Annotated in this window: 22 protein-coding genes; 16 read left to right on the top strand and 6 right to left on the bottom strand. The window is 64.9% G+C overall.

Annotated features, from left to right (window positions below):
- Positions 1-18: 18 nt before the first annotated feature.
- From ISS97_RS20870 to ISS97_RS20845, 6 genes are all read left to right on the top strand, one after another.
- Positions 19-1,047: an aspartate-semialdehyde dehydrogenase gene (locus tag ISS97_RS20870; protein WP_379984253.1), complete on the top strand. Its 1,029-nt coding sequence runs from the start codon at positions 19-21 to the stop codon at positions 1,045-1,047.
- Positions 1,047-1,337, top strand: coding sequence for a hypothetical protein (locus ISS97_RS20865; protein WP_379984254.1), 291 nt, complete (start codon positions 1,047-1,049; stop codon positions 1,335-1,337). Before ISS97_RS20870 ends, ISS97_RS20865 begins: the two co-directional genes overlap by 1 nt.
- A gap of 167 nt (positions 1,338-1,504) precedes the next feature.
- Complete coding sequence (locus ISS97_RS20860) at positions 1,505-3,856, top strand: FimV/HubP family polar landmark protein (protein ID WP_379984255.1); 2,352 nt, start codon at positions 1,505-1,507, stop codon at positions 3,854-3,856.
- 164 nt (positions 3,857-4,020) lie between these two features.
- On the top strand, positions 4,021-4,788 hold the full coding sequence (gene truA / locus ISS97_RS20855) for a tRNA pseudouridine(38-40) synthase TruA (RefSeq protein ID WP_379984256.1): 768 nt from the start codon (positions 4,021-4,023) through the stop codon (positions 4,786-4,788).
- Positions 4,785-5,402, top strand: a complete 618-nt coding sequence (locus ISS97_RS20850) for a phosphoribosylanthranilate isomerase (protein WP_379984257.1) — start codon at positions 4,785-4,787, stop codon at positions 5,400-5,402. Before truA ends, ISS97_RS20850 begins: the two co-directional genes overlap by 4 nt.
- Positions 5,403-5,439: 37 nt before the next feature.
- On the top strand, positions 5,440-6,444 hold the full coding sequence (locus ISS97_RS20845; protein WP_379984258.1) for a cupin-like domain-containing protein: 1,005 nt from the start codon (positions 5,440-5,442) through the stop codon (positions 6,442-6,444).
- On the opposite strand, the gene ISS97_RS20840 is transcribed toward ISS97_RS20845, so the two are convergent.
- Positions 6,435-7,316, bottom strand: coding sequence for a LysR family transcriptional regulator (locus ISS97_RS20840; RefSeq protein WP_379984259.1), 882 nt, complete (start codon positions 7,314-7,316; stop codon positions 6,435-6,437). The genes ISS97_RS20845 and ISS97_RS20840 overlap by 10 nt on opposite strands.
- Before the next feature lie 138 nt (positions 7,317-7,454).
- On the opposite strand from ISS97_RS20840, the gene trpB reads away from it, so the two are divergent.
- The 3 genes from trpB to accD are packed head-to-tail and all read left to right on the top strand — an operon-like array spanning position 7,455 to position 10,378.
- Positions 7,455-8,666, top strand: coding sequence for a tryptophan synthase subunit beta (trpB, locus tag ISS97_RS20835; RefSeq protein ID WP_379984260.1), 1,212 nt, complete (start codon positions 7,455-7,457; stop codon positions 8,664-8,666).
- Complete coding sequence (gene trpA / locus ISS97_RS20830) at positions 8,663-9,463, top strand: tryptophan synthase subunit alpha (RefSeq protein WP_379984261.1); 801 nt, start codon at positions 8,663-8,665, stop codon at positions 9,461-9,463. Before trpB ends, trpA begins: the two co-directional genes overlap by 4 nt.
- Positions 9,464-9,508: 45 nt before the next feature.
- Positions 9,509-10,378: an acetyl-CoA carboxylase, carboxyltransferase subunit beta gene (accD, locus tag ISS97_RS20825; RefSeq protein WP_379984262.1), complete on the top strand. Its 870-nt coding sequence runs from the start codon at positions 9,509-9,511 to the stop codon at positions 10,376-10,378.
- Positions 10,379-11,062: 684 nt separating this feature from the next.
- Here accD and ISS97_RS20820 read toward each other — a convergent pair.
- Together ISS97_RS20820 and ISS97_RS20815 are read right to left on the bottom strand one after the other, a co-directional pair.
- Positions 11,063-11,608: a phosphatase PAP2 family protein gene (locus ISS97_RS20820; RefSeq protein WP_379984669.1), complete on the bottom strand. Its 546-nt coding sequence runs from the start codon at positions 11,606-11,608 to the stop codon at positions 11,063-11,065.
- 261 nt (positions 11,609-11,869) lie between these two features.
- A complete protein-coding gene (locus ISS97_RS20815) occupies positions 11,870-13,030 on the bottom strand; it encodes a glycosyltransferase family 4 protein (RefSeq protein WP_379984263.1) in 1,161 nt (386 codons plus the stop codon).
- 176 nt (positions 13,031-13,206) lie between these two features.
- Between ISS97_RS20815 and ISS97_RS20810 the strand changes: the two genes are divergently transcribed.
- Complete coding sequence (locus ISS97_RS20810) at positions 13,207-13,647, top strand: DUF4399 domain-containing protein (protein ID WP_379984264.1); 441 nt, start codon at positions 13,207-13,209, stop codon at positions 13,645-13,647.
- Positions 13,648-13,701: 54 nt separating this feature from the next.
- Here the strand turns inward: ISS97_RS20810 and ISS97_RS20805 are convergent, their stop codons facing one another.
- A complete protein-coding gene (locus tag ISS97_RS20805; protein WP_379984265.1) occupies positions 13,702-14,484 on the bottom strand; it encodes a transporter in 783 nt (260 codons plus the stop codon).
- Positions 14,485-14,516: 32 nt separating this feature from the next.
- Between ISS97_RS20805 and gltX the strand changes: the two genes are divergently transcribed.
- Genes gltX through ISS97_RS20790 form a run of 3 tightly spaced genes read left to right on the top strand, consistent with a single transcriptional unit; the run spans position 14,517 to position 16,761 of the window.
- Positions 14,517-15,917: a glutamate--tRNA ligase gene (gltX, locus tag ISS97_RS20800; protein WP_379984266.1), complete on the top strand. Its 1,401-nt coding sequence runs from the start codon at positions 14,517-14,519 to the stop codon at positions 15,915-15,917.
- Positions 15,918-15,953: 36 nt separating this feature from the next.
- Complete coding sequence (locus ISS97_RS20795) at positions 15,954-16,241, top strand: hypothetical protein (protein WP_379984267.1); 288 nt, start codon at positions 15,954-15,956, stop codon at positions 16,239-16,241.
- 28 nt (positions 16,242-16,269) lie between these two features.
- Entirely contained in the window at positions 16,270-16,761 is a 492-nt protein-coding gene (locus tag ISS97_RS20790) for a transcriptional repressor (protein ID WP_379984268.1), read from the top strand.
- A 184-nt stretch (positions 16,762-16,945) separates the two neighbouring features.
- Here ISS97_RS20790 and ISS97_RS20785 read toward each other — a convergent pair whose 3' ends face one another.
- Entirely contained in the window at positions 16,946-18,979 is a 2,034-nt protein-coding gene (locus ISS97_RS20785; RefSeq protein WP_379984269.1) for a TonB-dependent receptor domain-containing protein, read from the bottom strand.
- A 100-nt stretch (positions 18,980-19,079) separates the two neighbouring features.
- Here ISS97_RS20785 and ISS97_RS20780 point away from each other — a divergent pair, with 100 nt between their 5' ends.
- The 3 genes from ISS97_RS20780 to ISS97_RS20770 all read left to right on the top strand — a co-directional run bounded on the left by ISS97_RS20780 (position 19,080) and on the right by ISS97_RS20770 (position 20,779).
- Positions 19,080-19,508, top strand: a complete 429-nt coding sequence (locus ISS97_RS20780; protein ID WP_379984270.1) for a MerC domain-containing protein — start codon at positions 19,080-19,082, stop codon at positions 19,506-19,508.
- A gap of 61 nt (positions 19,509-19,569) precedes the next feature.
- On the top strand, positions 19,570-20,541 hold the full coding sequence (locus tag ISS97_RS20775) for a cation diffusion facilitator family transporter (protein ID WP_379984271.1): 972 nt from the start codon (positions 19,570-19,572) through the stop codon (positions 20,539-20,541).
- 76 nt (positions 20,542-20,617) lie between these two features.
- Complete coding sequence (locus ISS97_RS20770; protein WP_090450405.1) at positions 20,618-20,779, top strand: 30S ribosomal protein THX; 162 nt, start codon at positions 20,618-20,620, stop codon at positions 20,777-20,779.
- Positions 20,780-20,836: 57 nt separating this feature from the next.
- Here the strand turns inward: ISS97_RS20770 and ISS97_RS20765 are convergent, their stop codons facing one another.
- The gene (locus ISS97_RS20765) at positions 20,837-21,598 is read right to left on the bottom strand and encodes an FkbM family methyltransferase (protein WP_379984272.1); all 762 of its coding nucleotides are present in this window, start codon (positions 21,596-21,598) and stop codon (positions 20,837-20,839) included.
- Between the last annotated feature and the right edge of the window lie 30 nt (positions 21,599-21,628).

Below are 21,628 nucleotides of genomic sequence, written 5' to 3'. Positions count from 1 at the left end.
CTCAACTGATACCGGAACATGAGCAAGAAGAGCAGCTACAAGGTGGCGATGGTCGGCGCGACAGGCGCCGTGGGCGAAACCCTGCTGGCCATCCTGGCCGAGCGTGAATTCCCGGTCAGCGAGCTGGTGCCGCTGGCCAGTGAGCGTTCGGCGGGCGGCAAAGTGGAGTTCGCCGGCAAATCGATCACCGTGCGCAATCTTGCCGATTACGACTTCGAGGGCGTGGATATCGCTTTCTTCTCGGCCGGCGGTTCGGTCAGCCGCGAGCATGCGCCGCGCGCGGCCGCGGCCGGCGCGGTGGTGATCGATAACACCTCCGAGTTCCGCTACCAGGACGACATTCCGCTGGTGGTGAGCGAAGTGAACCCGCACGCCATCGCCCACTACACCAACCGCGGCATCATCGCCAATCCGAACTGCTCGACCATGGGCATGCTCGTGGCGCTGGCGCCGATCCATCGCGCGGTGGGCATCGAGCGCATCAATGTGGCCACTTACCAGTCCGTCTCCGGCGCTGGCCGCTCCGGCATGGAGGAACTGGGCAAGCAGACCGCCGCGCTGCTGAGCTTCCAGGATGTGGAGCAGAACAAGTTCACCAAGCAGATCGCGTTCAACGTGATCCCGCACATCGACGACTTCCAGCCCAACGGCTACACCAAGGAAGAAATGAAGATGGTGTGGGAGACGCGCAAGATCCTGGAGGACGACAGCATCCAGGTGAACCCGACGGCGGTGCGCGTGCCGGTGTTCTACGGCCACTCCGAGGCGGTGCATATCGAAACACGCGAGAAGATCGGCGTCGACGAGGCGCGTGCGCTGCTCGAAAAGGCCGAGGGCGTCGTGGTGGTGGACGAGCGCAAGGCGGGCGGCTATCCGACTCCGGTGAGCGACGCAGCAGGCAAGGACCCGGTGTTCGTTGGCCGCATTCGCGAGGACATCTCGCACGAGCGCGGCCTGGATATGTGGATCGTCGCCGACAATATTCGCAAGGGTGCCGCGCTGAACGCGGTGCAGATCGCTGAACTCCTGATCGAGGATTATCTTTAATGCGTCAAATGTGGTTCGGTCTGGGCCTGTGTGCCCTGGTGGTGATGGTCCCGGGCTGGGCGGCGGATGTGGGCAAGGGGGCGAAAGCCGATCCTGCCCCCGGCATCGAACAGCGCATTTCCAAGCAGCGAGCCGAGCTTGAAGGCCTGCAGCACGACGTGGCGGCGCAGGAAGCCAAGAGCAAACAGGCCGACCAGAAGATGCAGGAGCAGGACAAGACCATCGCCGACCTGCAGCGGCAATTGAAGGAACTGAAAGCGGCGCCGACGGGTTCAGCTACCCAGCACTGAATCGGGCAAGATCAAGAACAGACCGCAGCAATGCGTTGTAAATATCGGCCACAGCTATTGTTGTCTGGCCTTTGTCTAACTTAAAGTGGCGCCTCGTTATGGGCAGTCGCCGCCGTGAAGCGGCGACCCAATAAGAAACGTCACGGGGTCGTTCGGGGGAACACGCGATGAATCGTTCGTTGAAACTGTCGGTGCTGCTGGCGCTTGCCGTGGGCAGTGGCCAGGCAGCCGCGCTTGAGCTGGGCCAGATCCAGGTCAAGTCGGCACTGGGCCAGCCCTTGCTGGCCGAGATACCGCTGAACCCTGAGCACCCGTCGGAGCTGCAGCATCTTTCGGCCAAGCTGGCTTCCAGCGATGAGTTCACGCGCGCCGGCATCAGCGGTGGGGCGCCGAATCTCCCGTTGCAGTTCAGCGTGGTCGATAGCGGCAGTGGCCGTAAATTCATCCGTATCACCAGCAGCGTGCCGGTGAACGATCCTTACCTCGACCTGCTGGTTGAAGTGGATAGCGCCAGTGGCAAGAGCGTGCGTGAGTTCACCATCCTGCTCGATCCGCCGAATGCACCGGCTGCCGCGCCGGTAACCTCCGCGCCGACCCAGGCACCGGCGGCGTCGCCCAAGCCTTCGCGCCGTGCCGCCGCGCCGGCTCCGGCCGCTGATGAGCAGGCCGCCGCACCCAAGCCCGCCCCCAAGCCTGCCAGGCAGGCTGCGCCGGCCGCCTCGTCGGCCGGTCCGGGTCAGTTCGGTCCGGTCGAGCGCGGCCAGACCCTGTCTGGCATCGCCAAGCAGACTGCGCCGACTGGCGTCGATATCAACCAGATGCTGTTGGCGCTGAAGCAGGCCAACCCCGATGCGTTCTATCGCGACAACATCAACGCACTGAAGAGTGGTGCGGTGCTGCGCGTGCCTTCGCGTGAAGACGCGCAGGCCATGGCCGTTGCCGCGGCGGTTGCGGAAGTGCGCCGCCAGAACAGCGACTGGCGCTCCGGCGCCGCGCGCACGCCCACCAGTGTGGCCGATGCCGGCACACGCGCTTCCGCCTCCACCGCGCCGAGTTCGGCGAAGAGCGACAACGGCGACCATCTGGCCCTGGTCCCGGCGAAGGACGGGCAGGGCAACGAAAGCGGCGGCGGCAAGGGTGACAAGGGCGGCAAAAGCATGGCCGGCCTGCACCAGGATCTGCTGCGCAGCCAGGAGGCCCTGGCCTCGCTGGAGCAGCAGGGCGGCGAGCTGAAGTCGCGCCTCAAAGACCTGGAAGACATCAACACCAAGAACGCCAAGCTGCTGTCGCTCAAGGACAATGAAATCGCCGAGCTGCAGGGCAAGCTGGCCGAAGCCCGCAGGTCTGCGGGCAAGCCGGCCGCGCCGGTCGCCGCAGCGAAACCGGCGACGCCCGAAACGGCAGAGATCAAGCCGGCTGCGGCGGCCAGTGCCGCGAAGCTGGCGCCCGCCGCTGAGACAACCCTCGCCGTGACGCCGGCAGGTTCCAGCACGGCGGCAGGCAATGCTCCAGCCCATGCCGCCACCGTGATCACTGCTCCGCTGGCCAGCACGCCGGCTGCCGAACCGGCCAAGCCGGCGGTGAAGCCCCCGGTGGCGAAGCCGGCACCCGCTCCGGCGCCGGTTGCGGAAGAGCCGTGGTACACGCAGACCTGGGCCCTCGCCGCCGGCGGTGGTGCCGCCGTGCTGCTGCTCCTGGGCGCTCTGCTGGGTCGTCGTCGCAAGGCGGCCCCCGCAGTCGCTGCGGCTGCTTCGTCGTCTTCGCTGGCCGATCGTTTCGGTGCGACGCCGTCGCTGGGCAGCATCGATCCCGACCAGGACGAATTGCTCGACCAGCTCGCCGAGCATCCGGATGACGTCGGTCTGCACCTGGAGTTGGTGAGTCTCTACTACAGCCGCCGCGACGTGGACCATTTCGAGGCCGCGGCCGAAGCCATGCACGCCCATATCACCGGTCCGGACCAGCCGGAATGGCAGGATGTGGTGCACATGGGCGAGGACCTGGTGCCGGGTCATCCGCTGTTCGCGCGCGAAGGCCTGTCGCCGCTGCCGCCGCAGAACGAGGACGAGCATGAAGCGCTCGACCATTTTGATCTGGGCCATTACGCCGGTGACGGTTCGGACATTCCGCCGATTCCTGCGGCTCCGGTGCCGTCCAAGAGCCAGAAGGTCAGCGAGTATCACTTCGACTTCGACCTTACGCCTCGCCCGCTCGGCGCCAATGCACCCGCTGCGGCGTCGGTCGCCGAGCCGGAACATCACGAAGCCGCCACCAGCTGGCAGTTCGCCGATCTTGATGACGAGCAGCCGGCCGAGCACGCGCATGACCACGCTGGCGAACAGCTGCACGACGCCGGCGAATTCAGCGACGATCCGGCTGACACCAAGCTCGATCTGGCCCGCGCCTACCTCGACATGGGCGATCCGGATGGCGCGCGCGCCATGCTGGAAGAAGTCCTGCATGAGGGCAGCCAGATGCAGAAGGATGTGGCGAAGAAGCTGTTGGAGAGCATTCGCTAAACCGCTCTGCGCGACACCTTGCATCGAAAGGGCCGGCCTAGCCGGCCCTTTTCGTTCGTGTAGGAGCCCACCCCGTGGGCGATCCGGGCGTCAGGCCCAAATTCGCGCACAAGGTGCGCTCCTACTAATCTGTGCGCTTGGTTGAGTGGAGTCCCTCTTTCTTCATGCGTATTGCCCTGGGTATCGAATACGACGGCACCGATTTTCTGGGTTGGCAGCGGCTGACCCACGGTGCCACCGTGCAGGGCGCGCTGGAGCGGGCGCTGTCGTTTGTGGCGGCGCATCCGGTGGAGGTCACTTGCGCCGGCCGTACCGACGCTGGTGTGCATGGGCGTTGCCAAGTGGTGCATTTCGATACGGAGGTTCAGCGCGATCTGCGTGGCTGGATTCTTGGTGCCTGTTCCAACCTGCCGACGAGCGTGGCGGTGCTGTGGGCGCAGATGGTGCCGGATGATTTCCACGCGCGCTTCTCCGCGCGTAGCCGGCGCTACCGCTATCGCATCCTCAACCGTCCGGTGCGTGCCGCGCTGGATGCGCGCTACGTGACCTGGGAGCGCCATCCGCTCGATGCCGCGCGCATGCACGAGGCCGCGCAGGTGTTGATCGGCGAACACGATTTCAGTGCCTTCCGTGCGGTGTCCTGCCAGGCTGCGCACGCGCGTCGCGCGGTGCTGGCGGTGAGCGTGCGGCGCGAAGACGAACAGGTGATCGTGGAGATCGAGGCGAACGCGTTCCTGCATCACATGGTGCGCAATATCGTCGGCTCTCTGCTGCCCGTGGGGCGCGGCGAACAGCCGGTGGCCTGGGTGGGCGAACTGCTGGCGGGCCGCGATCGCGAGGTTGCCGGCCCGACGGCGCCATCTTCGGGCCTGACCTTTATCGGGCCACGCTACGAAGCGCACTGGGGGCTGCCGGTGGAGGTGAGCCAGTGACTCGTATCAAATGTTGTGGCATGACTCGTATCGAGGACGCGCTGCTCGCAGCGCAACTCGGCGCCGACGCCATCGGCGTGATCCTCACCGCGCGCAGCAAGCGGCGGGTGGATATCGCTCAGGCACGGGCGATCTGCGCAGCGCTCCCGCCTTTCGTCGGCACCGTGGCGTTATTCATGGACGACGAAGCGGCGCTAGTGCGCGAAGTGATCGATGCCGTGCAGCCGGATCTGCTGCAGTTCCACGGCAACGAAAGCGATGCCTGGTGCGCACAGTTCGGGCGCCGCTACCTCAAGGCGATCGCGATGGGCGATGGGGTCGCCGCTTTGCCGCGACTGCATGACTACCCCGGGGCCGCCGCTTTGCTGCTGGATGGGCACGGGCTGGGCGAGGCGGGCGGTAGTGGCAAAGCGTTCGACTGGTCGCTGATGCCCACAGACCTCAAGCAGCCTTTGATTCTCGCCGGCGGGCTTTCCGCCGAGAATGTTGCCGCTGCCGTGCGTATCGCGCGGCCGTGGGCGGTGGATGTTTCCAGCGGCATCGAGTCGGCGCCGGGGATCAAGGATCCCGCCAAGATGGCGGCTTTCGTGCAGGCCGTGCGTGCCGCGGGCTAGCATGCACCATCACCACTGATCGCTCCGGATAAACGCCATGCCAGTTCCCATGGAGGAGTTCGTCGTCGATGGCCGTGACGATGTGCTCGACGCCATCGTCGGCAGCGAGCGTCCTCTGGTCATGCGCGGCCTGGTAAAGCACTGGCCCATCGTGGCGGCGGCCCGCGAATCCGAATCGGCTTTCGTGGCACGGCTGTCGGGGTTCGACAACGGTACGCCCGTCGATGCGTTGCTGATGCCGCCCGGCGAAGACGGTGTGGTGGGCTATAGCGCCGACCTGCAGCATTTCAATTTCCGGCACCAGCGCGTCTCCGTCTCGCAGGGGCTGCAGCATTTGCAGCAATTCAATCGGCAGGAACAGCCGCCGGCGTTGGCCATGCAAAGCGCGCCGATCGCCGCCTGCCTGCCGGGTTTCCTGGCGGAACACTCGGTGCCGTTTCTGGATGCCGCTATCCAGCCGCGCATCTGGATTGGCAACAAGGTGACTACGCCGGCGCATTTCGATGAGTTCCACAACATCGCCTGCGTCGTTAGCGGCTCGCGCCGCTTCACGCTGTTTCCGCCGGAGCAGGTGCGCAACCTTTATGTCGGGCCGCTGGATTTCGCGCCCACGGGAGCAGCCATCAGCGTCGCTCGGCTCGATCGTCCCGATGATCCGCGCTACCCGCGCCTCAAGTTGGCACTGGAACACGCATGGGTCGCCGAGCTGCAGCCGGGCGATGCCACCTACATGCCGCCGATGTGGTGGCATCACGTGGCTTCGCTGGGCAGCATCAATGCGCTGGTGAATTACTGGTGGAAGCCGGGGCTGGGCAGCGGCCTGGTGCCGCAGACCCTGCTGGGCTGTCTGCTGCATTGCGTGCTTGGTTTCAAATCGCTGCCGCCGGCCGAACGCAAGGCGTGGCGCGAGCTGCTCGACCACTACGTATTCAGCGATGAAGATCCCGCCGCGCATATTCCGCCGTCGCGCCGCGGCGTGCTGGGGCCGCTGGACGCACAGCAGGTGGCCAAGCTGCGCGAGACCGTATTGCGTTATCTCTGAGCGGCTAATGCCCGTTTTAGCCAGTCCGCCAGTGCTGTAAGCCGCGCTGCCGGCGCGCGCGACGGCGCTACCAGCACCCATTGCGCCGCCGTGGCCTGAAACCCCCATGGCGCCAACAGGCGTCCGCTGGTCAGATCGTCTGCAACCAGTTGCTCCGGTGCGATCGCCACACCGCGTCCCGCTACCGCCGCTTCGAGCAGGTGATAGAGATGCGGAAAGCTTTGGCCCGGTGGTAGTTGCGTTGCTGGGAGGCCCTGGCCTTGCGCCCATGCCTGCCAAGCCTGCGGGCGCGAGGTGGTGTGTAGTAAAGGCTGTTGCAGCAAGGCCGATGGCGCGCTGCTCAACAGTCCGTGTTGTTCGGCGAAGTGCGGACTGACCACCGGCCCGACGCACTCACGCGCCAGTTCATGCACCTGCCATCCCGAGGGCCAGGGCGCTTCGCCAGCGAGCAGGGCGGCGTCGAGTCCCGTCAGCGCCTCATCGAACGGCAACTCTTGCGGGCGCAGATGCAAGGTGAGCTCGGGCAGTTCGGCCATCAGCCGTTCCAGTCGCGGAATCATCCAGCGTGCCAGCAGGCTGACGGGGCAGCCGAGCACCAACGGTGTCTGCGCGGTATGGCCGCGCAATTGATCGCAGGCTTCGCGGAGTTGCGTGAAAGCCGCGGCGCTGGCGTCGCGCAGGCGCAGGCCGGCGGCGGTCAGGCTGAGGCCGCGGCCCTGGCGCTGGAACAGCGGTGTGCCCAAGTCGTCTTCCAGTGCGCGGATCTGGCGGCTCACCGCGCCGTGGGTTACATGCAATTCCTGCGCGGCGCGGCTGACGCTGCCCAGGCGTGCGGTGGCCTCGAAGGCACGCAGGGCATTCAGCGAGGGCATCGGACGGGATGCGGGATATGTGAGTTTTTCTGACATATGGCGGCGATCTTATCGCTTTCGCCGATGCCCGTGCTGCGCTAGGGTGGCGCTCCCATGGCGGCTGCCGCCATGTGCGTTTTCCGCAAGTGAGACAGGCTTATGACCGCGATCCAGGATTTCCACCAATGGCCCGATGAGCACGGCCGTTTCGGCGCCTTCGGCGGCCAATACGTCGCTGAGACCCTGATGGCGCCGCTGGCCGAGCTGACCGAGGCCTACCTGCGCCTGCGCGAAGATCCCGAGTTCCTCGCCGAGCTGGACCGCGACCTGAAGTATTACGTCGGCCGCCCCAGCCCGATCTACCACGCCGAACGGTTGTCGAAGCACGTCGGCGGCGCGCAGATCCTGCTCAAGCGCGAAGACCTGAACCACACGGGCGCGCACAAGATCAACAACACCATCGGCCAGGCCCTGGTCGCCAAGCGCATGGGCAAACCGCGCGTGATTGCCGAGACCGGCGCCGGCCAGCACGGCGTGGCCAGCGCCACGGTGGCGGCGCGTTTTGGCCTGAAGTGCGTGGTCTATATGGGCGCGGTCGATATCGAGCGCCAGAAGATCAATGTCTATCGCATGAAGCTGCTCGGTGCCGAAGTGGTGCCGGTGACGTCGGGCTCGAAGACGCTGAAGGATGCGCTCAACGAAGCGATGCGCGACTGGGTCACCAACGTCGCCGACACCTTCTACATCATCGGCACCGTGGCCGGCCCGCATCCGTATCCGATGATGGTGCGCGACTTCAATGCCATCGTCGGGCGCGAGGCGCGCGAGCAGATGCTGGCGCAATACGGCCGCCTGCCAGACGTGCTCACGGCCTGTGTGGGCGGCGGCTCAAACGCCATCGGCCTGTTTCATGCCTTTCTCAACGACACCAACGTGCGCATGGTTGGCGCTGAAGCAGCGGGCGAAGGCATTGCCACCGGGCATCATGCGGCGTCGCTGGCGGCGGGCCGCCCGGGCGTACTGCATGGCAACCGCACTTATGTGCTGTGCGACGACAACGGCCAGATCACCGAGACGCACTCGGTTTCGGCCGGCCTCGATTATCCGGGCGTCGGCCCCGAGCATGCCTTCCTCAAGGATGCCGGTCGCGCCGAGTACGTCGGCGTCACCGACGACGAGGCGCTGGAAGCGTTCCATCTGCTGGCGCGTACCGAGGGCATCCTCGCCGCGCTGGAATCCAGCCATGCTGTCGCGCAGGCGATGAAGCTGGCGCGCGAGATGCCGAAGGATCAGCTGGTGCTGTGCAACCTGTCCGGCCGTGGCGACAAGGATGTACACACCATCGCTGCGCGCGAAGGAGTGCAGGTATGAGCCGCATCGACCAACGCTTCGCCGCACTCAAGAGCGCCGGCAGGACCGGACTGATTCCCTTTGTCACCGCTGGCGATCCCTCGCCTGGGCACACCGTGGCGCTGATGCATGCGCTGGTCGACGCAGGCGCCGATCTGATCGAACTGGGTGTGCCGTTCTCCGATCCGATGGCTGACGGTCCGGTGATCCAGCACGCCAGTGAGCGCGCCATCGCCAAGGGCGTCGGTCTCGGTGACGTGTTGCGCTGGGTGGCTGAGTTCCGCCAGCGCGATGCCGAGACGCCCGTGGTGCTGATGGGTTACCTCAATCCGGTGGAAATCCACGGCTACGAACGTTTCGCGAAAGAGGCCGTGGCGGCCGGCGTGGACGGGGTGCTGCTGGTCGATTGCCCGCTGGAGGAATCCGCCGTACTGGCGCCGCTGAAGGCCGCCGGCCTGCAGCAGATACTGCTGGCCGCACCCACCACCGCACCCGCGCGTATGGCGCAGTTGTGCGGGATGGCGGAGGGTTTCCTGTACTATGTGTCGTTTGCCGGCATCACCGGCGCGGGGCGTTTGAGCACCTCGGATATCGCGGCCCGTGTGGCCGACATCCGGGCCCGCGCCAAGGCGCCGGTGGCAGTGGGTTTCGGTGTGCGCGATGCGCACAGTGCGAAAGCCATCGCCGGGTTTGCCGATGCGGTAGTCATCGGCAGTGCGCTGGTCGAACGGCTGGCGGGGGCGGCGCAGGCCGGCGAGATCGCCGAACGTGCGCGGGAGTTCCTGCAACCGATACGGGCCGCGCTCGACGCACACTGAAACGGTCTCCTGGCCGTTTCGGTCAGGAACGTTTGAGGTGTTGCGATGAACTGGCTGCAGAAAATCATGACCCCGCGTGCGCGCACGCAGAGCTCCAACGGCGGCAAGGGCAAGGTGCCCGAAGGCGTGTGGGAGAAGTGCGGCGGTTGCGGCACGGTGCTGTACCGGCCCGAGCTGGAACGCAACCTGATGGTCTGCCCCAAGTGCGGCTACCACCACAACATCGAGGCACGCGCGCGCCTCGACGCCTTTCTCGATGAAGGCTCGACGCAGGAACTGTGGGCCAGCATGGAGCCCACCGATCCACTGAAATTCCGCGACTCCAAGAAATACCGCGACCGCATCGTCGCCGCGCAGAAATCCACCGGCGAGAAAGACGCGCTGCTGGCCATGAGCGGCAAGCTCAAGGGCCGTCCGCTGATGGCCGTGGCGTTCGAGTTCTCCTACATGGGCGGCTCGATGGGTTCGGTGGTGGGCGAGAAATTCACCCGTGCCGCCGAGAAAGCGCTGGCCGACAAGAGCGCGCTGGTGTGCTTCTCCGCCACCGGCGGCGCACGCATGCAGGAAGCCCTCTTTTCGCTGATGCAGATGGCGAAGACCTCGGCCGCACTGGCCCGCATGCGCGATGCCGGTGTGCCGTACATCAGTGTGTTGACGCATCCCACCACCGGCGGCGTGTCCGCCAGCCTCGGCATGCTGGGCGACATCAACGTCGCTGAGCCGAAGGCGTTGATCGGTTTCGCTGGCCCGCGCGTGATCGAGCAGACCGTACGCGAGACGTTGCCGGAAGGCTTCCAGCGCTCCGAGTTCCTGGTCGAGCATGGCGCTATCGATCTGATCGTTGATCGCCGCGAGATGCGCGACAAGCTGGCTGATCTGCTGGGCATTTTGATGAAGGCGCCGCGCGCGGCGTGAGTGCGTCGATCAAGTGATCATGATGATGCCGCCGCAAGGCGGCATCATCGTTTCCAGCATCCGCGGCGAGGTTGTCCACAGCCACTGTGGACACAGTCCGGGTAAGCCTGTGGAAAAGCATCGCAAGTGCTTGTGCTGTCGACGCTTCGCACACGGTGCGAGCATTTTGGTCATCGCGCGGTAAATCGCATCGTGTTTTCCACAGCGCCTGTGGATGTCGTATGAGCAAGTCTGTGGACAAGCGCGTGGTGATGCTTTGTCGACAAGCACTTGCTACGCGATGGCGAAGTTTTCGTCAGCGTGCTGGACGAGGTTGTCCACAGCGACTGTGGATGTCACCGGGGTAAGCCTGTGGACAACACGCATCGGTGCCTTTGCCAACAGTGACTTGCTACGCGTTGACGATGTTTTGCTCAACAAACGCGCGGGAAAATCATGGTTTTCCACAGCGATTGTGGAATGTGTCCGGTGAAACCTGTGGATAGGTGCTCTATCTGTCTGATCGTAAAGACAGGTACGACACCATGCTCATGAAATGCGCAACGGGGCGCATATGTTGTGGGAGCGCACCTTGTGCGCGATTCCTGCGAAGGGTGAATTCCGGGTTCGTAGATCGACTTCTCATCGCGACGCTTTCGCGCCGGTTCGCGCACAGGGTGCGCTCCTACAGGCAATGCGTATAGCTCAGTGCATCCAATGCGCCATCGGCATCAGCCACAACGAAAGTGCACCGAGCGCGCTGCCGATCACCGTTGCTGCGAGCACATCGCTCGGATAGTGCAGGCCGAGAATGACGCGCGACGCGCCGATCAGCGTGGTGAACGTGAGCAGCAACGGCGCCAGCAGCGGATACCAGGCGAGCGCCACGACAGTGAAGCTCACCGCCTGCAGCGTGTGACCGGAGGGAAAGCTGAATTCGTCCAGCGGCGGCACGTGCGCGATCACACCGGGACAGGCGCGGAACGGACGCGGCCGGCGCGTCCAGCGCTTGAGCAGGCGATACAGAAGCAAGGCGGTGAGGCCGGTGATCGCCATCTGCGCAGCGGCGAGCAGACCGCGCCGGCCATCGAACAGCGCCAGCGCCAGCATCAGCGAGTACCAGAACACACCATCGCCGAGCCGGCTGATGATGCCGAAGAACACGCCGACGGCGCGGCGTGCGCCCCAGTGATTGGCGGCGACGCACAGGCGTCGGTCGAAAGCGAAGCGCGGGCCAGAGAGCCTGTTCATGGCTTCCTCGTAGCCCGCGTTGAGTCGCAGAGCGCGCCAGGCGCCCGCGCGTGGCGCAGCGCCTGACTGGCTGTCAGGTCAAGCCGCGCGCGGGCGCCTGGCGCGCTCTGCGACTCAATCCTTCGGGCCGGGTCTGTTTGCCCGCAATCCTGCGTCATCACTCGGTTGTGTACGGACGTACACGCCCTCGTTCTTCCTTGTCTTGCGAGCAAACAGCTTCCGGCGCGGGCTACGAGGAAGCCATGAACAGGCTCTGTGAGTTCAGGCGTGTGCAGCGGCGGCAGGGTGTTCATCGCTGTGCTCCTTGGCCAGTTCACTCAACAGGTTTTCGAATTCGCGGATGACCGCGTCCGGGGATAGATTGGCGATGCTCGCTTGCGCGGCGCGGCCCATATGGCGGATCAGGCTTGCGTTGCTGGCCAGCGTCGTCGCCGCCTCGACAAAGGCGCTTTCATTGCCGGCCTCGATGCGATAGCCGTTGATGCCGGTGTTGAGGTGTTCGCGCGCGGCGCCTTCCTCGTACGCGACCACCGGCAGTCCAGCGGCCAGCGCTTCCAGGATCACGTTGCCGAAGGTTTCGCTGAGGCTGGGGAAGGGGAACAGATCGGCGCTGGCGTAGTGGCGCGCCAGGGCGTCTCCGCGCTGCATGCCGGCGAAGATGAAATCGGGATGGGCCGCCTGCAACGCGGCACGAGCGGGGCCGTCGCCGACCCACACGTAGCGCGCTTTGGGCACTTTCTGTTGAATCGCGCGGAACGTGCGCACCGCGAGGTCGAGATTTTTCTCCGGCGCGATGCGGCCGACGTAGAGCACCACTGGCGTGTTGCCGTCCACGTTCCAGCTGGCGCGCAGGGCCGGATCGCGAAAGCGCGGATGGAACAGTTGCGTATCCACCGCCCGGCGCAGCAGGCGCGCGGTATCCACGCCCAGCGCGCTGAGTTCGTTCGCCAGGGCATCGGTGGGCACCAGCGTGGCCGCGGCGCGGTTGTGGAAGCGGCGCAAGTAACGGCGCACCACCGGTGTGAGAAACCCCACGCCATAGTGATTGGCGTAGGTGTCGAAGCGCGTGTGGAATCCGGTCGCCACGGGTATGCCCAGCTTGTTGGCGGCGCGTACCGCCGACCAGCCCAGGGGGCCTTCCGTGGCCACATAGATGGCGTCCGGCCGTAGACGAGTCCAGCGTTCACGCAACGTGCGTCCGGCGGGGAGTCCGAAACGCAGGCCGGGATAGCGCGGCAGCGACGCGCCGCGCATCTCCACCGCCACAATGCCGGGTTCGTCGGCGAACGGCTGCGCCTGGCGCGGGCGGATCAGGTCGACGGTGTGTCCGCGCGACGCGAGTCCGGCGGCAAGGCTATGCACGGTAAGTGCAACGCCGTTGATTTCTGGCGGGTACGTCTCAGTGACGATGCCGATGCGCATGGGAATACCTGTGCTGGCCCGGCGTAGGTTCTTCTCACGGCGTTGCGGCTGCGTGGCGTGTTCATGACGTCCGCATGACGTTAGGGCCCCTCTGGCCCAAATAGGCGGATTTATTGGCGCTTTCTGAATGACCGGGCGCTTACACTGGGCCTTCTTGTCACCATGGAGAACCGACGATGAAACGCATCCTGCTCGCCCTGGCCCTGGCCCTGGCTGCCGTGACCGGGGCGGTGTTCGCCGCCGATACCCCCGCGCTGCCGGTAACCAAGTCGCCTGCCGGCGCCGAGGTCTACATCATCTCGCCCAAGGACGGTGCCACCGTGGGGCAGGAGGTCACCGTGAGTTTCGGCCTGAAGGGCATGGGCGTGGCACCGGCCGGCGTGAAGAAGGAAGGCACCGGCCATCACCATCTGTTGATCGACGTGACGGATCTGCCGGCCGCCGGCCAGCCGATTCCGAAGGACGACACCCACGTCCATTTCGGCAACGGCCAGACCGAAACCACCATCAAGCTGAAACCCGGCACGCACACCTTGCAACTGGAGCTGGCCGACGAGAATCACATCCCATTCGACCCGGCGGTGGTGTCGAAGAAGATCACCGTGCACGTGAAGTAAGTCCATCGCGAAGCGGCCCCGCTATGGCGGGGCCGCTTCGGTTGTGCCGCATGTTCAGCGGCCGAAGAACATCGCCACGCCTACGCCGGCTTCCCACACCGCGGCCTGTCCGCCGAGGCGATGCCGGAACCACGTATCGAACTGCAGATTCGACAGCGGCTGCCACACCAGGCCGCCGCCGGCCTGCGTGCCGTTGCGGTGGTCCGCGTCGCGCAGCAGGGCGGTTTCGAGATAGAAGCCCCAGTGATCGTTGAGCTGGTAGTTGTAGTCGGGCGCCAGCAGGTAGTTGTCCCGCCCGCCGCTGCGCTGCCATTGCGCGAAGTAGCTGATGTCCGTCTGCTCACTGATCTTCTGGTCGGCCACCACGCCCACGGTGTAGACGCGGCGGTCGCTGCGGAAGTCACGCGCGCCGTCGGTGAACTCCACGTTGCCTAGCACACCCCAGTTCCAGATATCACTGGCGGGCGAGGGGGCCCATTTCAGGCCGAGGATGGTGTCGCCGCGGCCGTGGCTGATCTGCATGGAGCCATCGGCAGTCTGGTGCTGCCGGTTGTATGGCGAGCCGCCTAGCTGCAACTCCAGCCCCGAACCCAAGCCAAACCGGAGCAACGTGTCGTAGGTGGCCAGATCAGTAGTGACACCGCTGTCGCGGTGACGGCTCCAGTCGGGCAGGCCTTGCTCGTAGGCGAACTGGCCGGCGTGCAGGGGATTGGTGGCGAAGCCGAGGCCAGGGCGATCGAAGCCCGGAGCGTCATCCGCCCATGCCGGCACGACGACAACCAACAGCAGTGCCGTTGCAAAGGCGCGGAGCCACCGGCCGAATCGGCTAAAATCCATCGCTTCGCTCCGCATCCTTCAAGAAAACCCCGATGACCGTCCGCACCCGTTTCGCCCCCAGTCCCACCGGTTTCCTGCATATCGGCGGTGCCCGCACCGCGCTTTATTGCTGGCTGGAGGCGCGCCGCCGCGGCGGCCAGTTCGTGCTGCGCATCGAGGATACCGACCGCGAGCGTTCCACGGAGGCCGCCGTGCAGGCCATTCTCGACGGCATGCAGTGGCTGGGGCTGCTGCATGACGAGGGTCCGATTTACCAGACGCACCGCCTGGAGCGCTACAAGCAGGTGGCCGACGAGCTGCTCAAGGCCGGCAAGGCGTACTACGCCTACGAGAGCAAGGAAGAGATCGAGGCCATGCGCGAGGCCGCCATGGCCAAGGGCGAGAAGCCCCGCTACAACGGCTACTACCGCGACCGCAACGAGCCGTACCGCGACGATCCGAACCGCGTGATCCGCTTCAAGAACCCGCTGGAAGGCTCAGTGGTGTTCGACGACAAGGTGAAGGGCCGGGTGGAGTGGGCCAATACCGAGCTGGACGATCTGGTGATCTTCCGCTCCGACGGCTGGCCGACCTACAACTTCGCCGTGGTGGTCGACGACATCGACATGGGCATCACCGAAGTGATCCGCGGCGACGACCATGTCAACAACACGCCGCGCCAGATCAACATCTACAAGGCCCTCGACAAGCCCGTGCCGGAGTTCGCGCATCTGCCGATGATCCTTGGCCCGGACGGCCAGAAGCTCAGCAAGCGCCATGGCGCCGTCAGCGTGATGCAGTACCGCGACGACGGCTTCCTGCCGCACGCGCTGCTCAACTATCTGGTGCGCCTCGGCTGGTCGCATGGCGACCAGGAGATTTTCTCGCAGCAGGAAATGATCGAGCTGTTCGACATCGCCGACGTCAACAAGGCGGCGTCGCGCTTCGACGTTACCAAGCTGTCCTGGCTCAACCAGCATTACCTCAAGACGGAAGACCCGCTGTCGCTGGCGCCGGAATTCGAATGGCACCTCACGCAGGCCGGCATCGATTTCAGCAAGGGCCCGGCACCGGCCGACGTGATCGTCGCGTTGCGCGACCGCGTGCAGACGCTGAAGGAAATGGCCGAGCGCGCGAAGATCTGGTACGGCCCGATCGTCGAGTGGGACGACAAGGCTGTGGCCAAGCATCTGCAGAACGATGGCGCGGTGGCCGTGCTGGGCGAAGCCAAGGCTTTGTTCGCCGCTTGCGAGTGGAAGCCGGAAGCCATCCATCAGGCGGTCGAGCAGATCGCCGTCAAGCTGGAACTGGGCATGGGCAAGATCGCCCAGCCGCTGCGCGTGGCGATGACCGGAACCCAGGTATCGCCGTCGATCGATCACACGGTGTATCTGGCGGGGCGCGATGAGGCGCTCAAGCGTATCGACGTCGCTATCGCCAAAGCGCGGGTTTGAGCATCGCGTCCATGCCCGCACTTTATTGAAGCCGGTATGGACGAATTGCTCGCCAAAGCCACCCAAGGTGTCGATCTGGATGCGCCAGACGCGTTCTGGCACATCTTCGGGAATCTGATGGCGCTGGTGCCGTGGGCAGCGCTGTTGTGGTGGAGCTTGTTGTTTCTGGTGGTCGGCGCCGTGCTGGGATGGTGGCGCGGGCGCCTGTGGGAAGGCGTGGTGTGGGCCGCCATCTTGGGGCCGATCGGCTGGATAGTCATCCTGTCGCGCCCTCGCCCCATGTCGCGTGCGCAGCCACCGCCGCTACCACCCGGAAGGCGTTAGCCACCGGGGGTGTATTATCGGCACCGAGGTGACCCCTGTGAGCCAGACCGCTACCGACAAAACGCATACGCATCATCACCACGACGACGCCAAGGGCTTCGTGCGTGCGGTGGAGCATGCCAGCGAAGAGCGCGGCCTGCGCCTGACGCCGCTGCGCAAGGAAGTACTGGAGTTGGTTGCCGCCGCCGGCAAGCCGGTGAAGGCGTATGACTTGCTGGACCATCTGCGCGAGCGCCATGGCAACGCGGCGCCGCCCACGGTGTATCGCGCGCTGGATTTCCTGCTCGAGCACGGCTTCATTCACAAGCTGGAATCGATCAACGCCTTTGTCTCCTGCCATCACCCGGCCGAGGCGCATCAGGTGCCGTTCCTGATCTGCGATGTTTGTTCCAGTGCGCAGGAAGTATGCGACGAGCGCGTGGCCGAGCTGATCGAGGCGCAGGCCAAGGCTTTCGGTTTCCGCCCGCAGGCGCAGACGCTGGAAGTGCACGGTATCTGCAAGAACTGCCGCAAGGGCTGAAAGCTTCCGTAGGAGCCCACCCTGTGGGCGACCCCTATCGAAATAGCTGTATTGCAAGGTCAATCGCGCACAGGGTACGCTCCTACATCAAAGACGCGGGGCGCGATGTCATGCATCGCGCCCCGCTTGTTTCGGCCCCGATCGGGGGAGGGAGTAGGTCTCAGGGCCGAGAACGCCGGAACGATCAGAAGAACGCGCGCACGCCGACGGACACGCTGCGACCCGGCATCAGCACCTGGTTCTTGAACAGCGATGTGGCCAGGCGTGCCTTGCGGTTGGTCAGGTTGCTGCCATCGAGGAAGGCTTCCCACTGGCTGCGTTCACCGTTGTGGAAGGTCCAGGCCGCATGCGCATTGACCAGGGTGTAGCCAGCCGTGCGTGTTTCAAACTCGGCGATCTTGTTCTGCGCGAAGTACTTCACCACACCGATGCTGGCGCGCAGATCGTCGCGACTCCAGCTCAGCTGGCCGCCAAGGCGGCCGGCGGGAATGCGTGGCAGGTTGCCGCCACCGTCAGACAGAGAGGCGCGCACGGTATCGCCGTAGACACGCAGGTCCCACGCGCCGCTGGCGTTCTTCGCCAGATGGAAGGTGGCCTCGGCCTCGGCGCCGCGGAATTTCGCATTGCGCTGTGACCACTTCCGCAGCGGCATGCCGTCTTCAACTTCGCCGGTGTCGGCGAGGTAGATGAAGTCGTTGTAGCGGTTGGTGTAGACGGCGGCTTTGCCTTCGACGAATTCGCCGTGGTAGTGCAGGGCGAGCTCGGCCTGATTGGCGGTTTCCTTCTTGAGATGGGGATTGCCGATCTCAAAGCTGTTGGAGGCGGCGTGCGGGCCATGCGAAAAGAGTTCCTCTTCGGCGGGCGCACGCTGTGCACGATCCAGGTTCAGGCTCAGGTGCCATTGTTCGGCGAAACGCCACGAGGCGCCGGCGGAGAAGCTGGAGGGCGAGAAGCGGCGGCGTGACTGATCGTTGGGCGTTACTGTTTGCCGATCGGTGCGTGCGCCCAATTCGAGCTTGATCGGGCCGAAGTGGCGCTGCTCGGTAAGGAATACACCCCAGGCTTTGGTGGTGGTGGCCGGTACGAAAGTCTCTTCGCCGAGCGCAGCGAAATCGCGATGGATGTACTGCACGCCGAACGCACCTTCCCAGCCGGCGAGCGGTTCGTGGGTGAACAGCAGGCGTCCTTCATTGGCTTTGGTGGTGAAGGTGGTTGCGGGCGTCTCGCCTTCGTACTCGACGTGCTGGTAGTCGTTGTGGCCGAAGCTCACTTCGGCCTTGGCGATGCCGGGCAGCGGTTTGTTGAAACCACCTTTGAGGTCATAGCGCGTTTGCGCGAGCTTGATGGTCGCGGGTTCGGCGCCGTGGTCATGCCCATGATCATGGTCGTGATCGCCGTGGTCGGACTCGCCCGGCTCGGCGGGACTGCCGTACTTGTCCATATAGCGCGACACCGACATGCCGAGATAACCCCAATCGCCCAGCAGCGAGGCGCCGACTGCGCCGGAGGTGGTCTTCACTTGGCTGTTGGCTTGAGTGCCGCCGGGAATGTCATAGCTGCCGTCATCGCGGCGCATACCATCCACATGCAGGGCGAACTGCTGGTCGCCGGCATCGGCGCGGAACAGGCCGGTTTTGCCCTGGGTGCCTGAGTCGTAGCGGCCTTCGGCGCGGCCGCTGAAGCCGTTCTGCGGTGCGCGCATCGGAATGCGGCCGTCGACCACGTTCACCACGCCGCCGATAGCACCGGAACCGTAGAGCAGGGTGGATGGGCCTTTCAGCACTTCGATCTGGTCAGCCAGGAACGGCTCGACGGAAGTGGCGTGGTCCTGACTGATGTTGGAAACATCCTGCGCGCCGAGACCGTTTTCCAGCACGGCGACGCGGGGGCCGTCCATGCCGCGGATGACCGGACGGCCCACCGCCTTGCCGAGACCGGTGGTCTGCACGCCGGGAATGCCCGACACGGTTTCGCCCAGAGTGCCGGCCTTGGCGTCGTCCAGCGCGGAACCGGCCAGCACGGCGACCGGGGCCACAATCTGGTCCGCCTGCTGGTTGAGCGGCACGGCGTTCACGGTGATTGCATCCAGATTCTTGGCCTTGTGGCTTTCCTTGTCGGTGGAGGCATCGGCCGGGGCTTCGGCGTCGGCGGCCTGCAGCGGCAAGGCGGTGGCGCCGAGACTGGCGGCCAGGGCTAGGGCGATCACGGACTTACGCATCGGGGGACAGCTCCATGGGGTGGATTCGTGTTACGTTATAAAGTAACATTGCTTGCTAGTGCCAAGGCAAGAAGTCACGCTTCGCGTTCCGGACAGACCGATGGATTCAGGGCAAGTGAGCAAATCCCGCTGGTGGCAGGTCGCCGATCGAGTCGGCGCCATGGCTTCCTTCCTGTGTGCGATCCACTGCGCGGCGTTGCCGTTCGTGCTCGCTTTGCTGCCGGTGCTTGGCCTGGGCTTTCTTGCCGACCATCGCTTCGAGCGTGGTTTTGTGATCTTTGCTTGCGTGCTGGCGCTGATCAGTCTGCTCAACGGTTATCGCCGTCATCGCCGCAGCCTGCCATTGCGTCTGGCGATGCCGGGGCTGGCGTTGTTGTTGATCGGTGTGACTTTCGCCGAGCAGTATTCGATCGGTCTGCACAGTGCGCTGGTCACTTGCGGTGGCTTGCTGGTGGCGGCGGCGCATTTCGTCAACCTGCGTGCGGATCGCCAATTCGGACATGTGCACAGCGCGGATTGCGCGCATTGATGTGCGCGGTAACGCAGCCTCGTGATTGTGTAACGGCGTACACGCTTCCTAGCATGCACGCATGAGCAGCACGCACACCCATTCCCACGATCATCATCACGACCACGCGCATGATCACGATCACGCGCGGGAAAACGTTGCCGGCATGTCGGGCCGCGAGCGCAAGCTGGCGTTCGCCTTTGCATTGACCGTAGTGATGATGGTCGCCGAAGTCGTCGGTGGCCTGTGGTCCGGTTCGCTTGCCCTGCTTGCCGATGCCGGCCACATGATGGTCGACTCGCTAGCGCTGTTGCTCGCGGTGATCGGTGCATGGATGGCGCGGCGGCCGGCCGATGCGCGGCGAAGCTATGGTTATGGGCGCGTCGAAGTGCTGGCGGGTTTTCTCAATGCGCTGACCCAGTTCGCGCTGGTGGGCTTTATTGCCTATGAGGCGATCGAGCGTCTATTCACGCCGAGTCCGATTCTTTCCGGCGTGATGCTGATCGTCGCGTCCGTGGGCCTGGTGGTGAACCTGGTGGTGCTGCGCACGCTGCATGGCCACGACCACGACGACGTCAATGTGGCCGGTGCCGCGCTGCATGTACTGGGCGATTTGCTCGGCTCGGTGGCGGCTGTGCTGGCTGCGCTGGCGGTGCGCTGGATGGGTTGGCTGTGGGCGGACCCGGTGCTGTCGCTGCTGGTTTCGCTGCTGATCCTCAACAGTGCGTGGCGATTGCTGCGCCGTTCCGCGCACATTCTGCTGGAAGGCGTTCCCGAAGGTCTGGATACCGGGGAAGTCGAATCGGCGTTGCGCGCGGCCGATGCCTCGATCAGCGACGTGCATCATCTGCATGTGTGGCAGCTCGCCTCCGGTTCGCGCATGGCGACGGTGCATGCGGAATTGCACGAAGAAGGCGACAGCGCGGTGGCCATCCTTGCCATCAACCGTGTGCTCGCCGAGCGCTTTGGCATTCGTCACGTCACGGTACAGATTGACCCCGGACATTGCCTCGATCACGCGCACGGTTGCGCTGGCGGTAACCGGTCGCACTGACCCGGCCTATTGCGCTTTGGGCCGCCGCTGATACGATGATCGGCCGTCCAACTTACGTCGAATCAAGGAGTTTCCCATGGGCAAGGGCGATCGCAAGACCCGTCGTGGCAAGACCTATCGCGGCAGCTACGGCAACACCCGCGTGCACGGCGCGCAGCCGGCCGTTGTCGGCGCCAAGGAGACCGTGACCAAGCCGGCCGCCGCCAAGAAGGCAGCGCCGAAGAAAAAGTCGGCCTGAGCTGGCTTTCAGCTGGATCCAAGCCCCCGCTTGCGGGGGCTTTTTTATGGGCGTGGATTACAGCTCGTGGCGCGCTTCCAGCTCGAAGCGGCCTTCCACCGGCGAGGCAATCACGTTCTGTGAGACGCAGCCAGGGAAAATATTGCCGGTGTGTTCGGTGTAGTTGTCCGAGTTGTAGAGATACGGCACGTGCGACCAGCAGCGATAGCCCAGATCCTTGAGCACCTGGATCTCGGCCTCGGCCAGCTCCAGCCCCGCCATGCGCGCGTAGATCATCGGGCGATATTTACGGATCGTCTCAGCGGCGCCGGCCAGCAAATCGATCAGCGTACCCGGCAGATTCACCTTGATCAGATGCAACGCATCGAGTTCCAGGTCATCGACAGTGAGCGTGTTGACGATCTCGTCGCCACCGGATTTCCTGGCGGGATTGCCCGGCAGGGATGACAGCGCCGACTGGCCTTTGCTGCGACCCAACCAGCGGGCATGGGTGTACACATTGGTAAGCCCATTGATGGCGATATTCGCGCAGGTCTGCTGGAACAGGAGACGGCGCGGCTCGGCCAGGTGCACTTGACCGCGCTCGCCGACGGCTTGTGCCAGCCATAGCGTATGCGCGCCGAAATCGCCACCGAACTCAAGCACGCTGTGGCCGTCCTGGATCAGACCGCTCAGCAGGTCGATTTCCTGCTCGGCCCATTCGCCGTACAGCTGCAGCGAGCGCGAGGCGGGACAGTCGAGCGGAACGACGGCGGCGAGGCCGTAGCGGGTGTTCCAGAGTCGTGGATTCTGATCGGTGCCGATCGTCTTGTTGTTCATGGTGAAAAACCTTGTCGTCTAGAGTTTGAG

The organism is Dyella koreensis (assembly GCF_044904565.1).
Lineage (GTDB): Bacteria > Pseudomonadota > Gammaproteobacteria > Xanthomonadales > Rhodanobacteraceae > Dyella_D > Dyella_D koreensis.
This window is presented reverse-complemented; position numbering and strand designations above follow the sequence as displayed.